Here is a 675-nt window from a genome sequence, read left to right as displayed (position 1 = left end):
GCACCCCAGTACTCGAGGTCGGTCTTCTGCTGGTGCAGGATCTCGAGCAACTCAATGAATCGCGGGCCGTCCATCGTCTCGAAGGCCCATATGTTCCAGTACACGCCGCTTGCGTCCACGTCTGAAACAACCATCTCGTCTTTCCCACTCCGTGCGGGGTCTATGGCGAGATACCGGGTTTGGGAAGCGTCCTTCTCCGCATCTGGCTTGATATTCGGAACAAGGGTTGCATGCGGGATTGCCGAACTCCCGTCATCTGCGAACCGGCCTTCAAACTCCTGCTCGAAGGTCTGGCTATCATATTCCGAGCGTTTCTGCTCGATGAAGTCCTGTTGTGCAAACGGGCTTATCTTCGTCGGCCAATACGGTGCATACCAACCGAAGTCCTCTTGGGCGGCTTCCCCTGGTTCACGATGGCCTTTGACTTCTACGTTCTCGTAGAAGTAGCCCGATTTGCCCGCTGGCGTACTGAATAGGTAGTACTCATAGGACTCGTGGGTAATGAAAAACTCCTCAATCTCCTCTGTGTAAACCGTGTCCTTCTCGTAATGGGCTTCGTCGACAATCACACACGTGGGGTTCATCCCACGATTACCGGGGTTTTTCTCCTGTCCAACAGACCCAAGCGTCCGACTCATTGCTCGAGTGCCGCCCTCCAACGTCCACGTCTCCTTA

General features: G+C 54.8%; 1 protein-coding gene. It reads right to left on the bottom strand.

What is annotated here, in order from left to right; translation table 11 throughout:
- The coding region (locus ABD224_RS29280) for a terminase large subunit domain-containing protein (protein ID WP_344055358.1) at positions 1-569 on the bottom strand (569 nt) is incomplete at its 3' end.
- Between the last annotated feature and the right edge of the window lie 106 nt (positions 570-675).

The sequence above is a fragment of the Streptomyces thermoalcalitolerans genome (genome assembly GCF_039525155.1).
GTDB lineage: Bacteria > Actinomycetota > Actinomycetes > Streptomycetales > Streptomycetaceae > Streptomyces > Streptomyces thermovulgaris.
The sequence above is the reverse complement of the archived record's forward strand: the minus strand, read 5'-3'. Positions and strand labels throughout refer to the sequence as shown.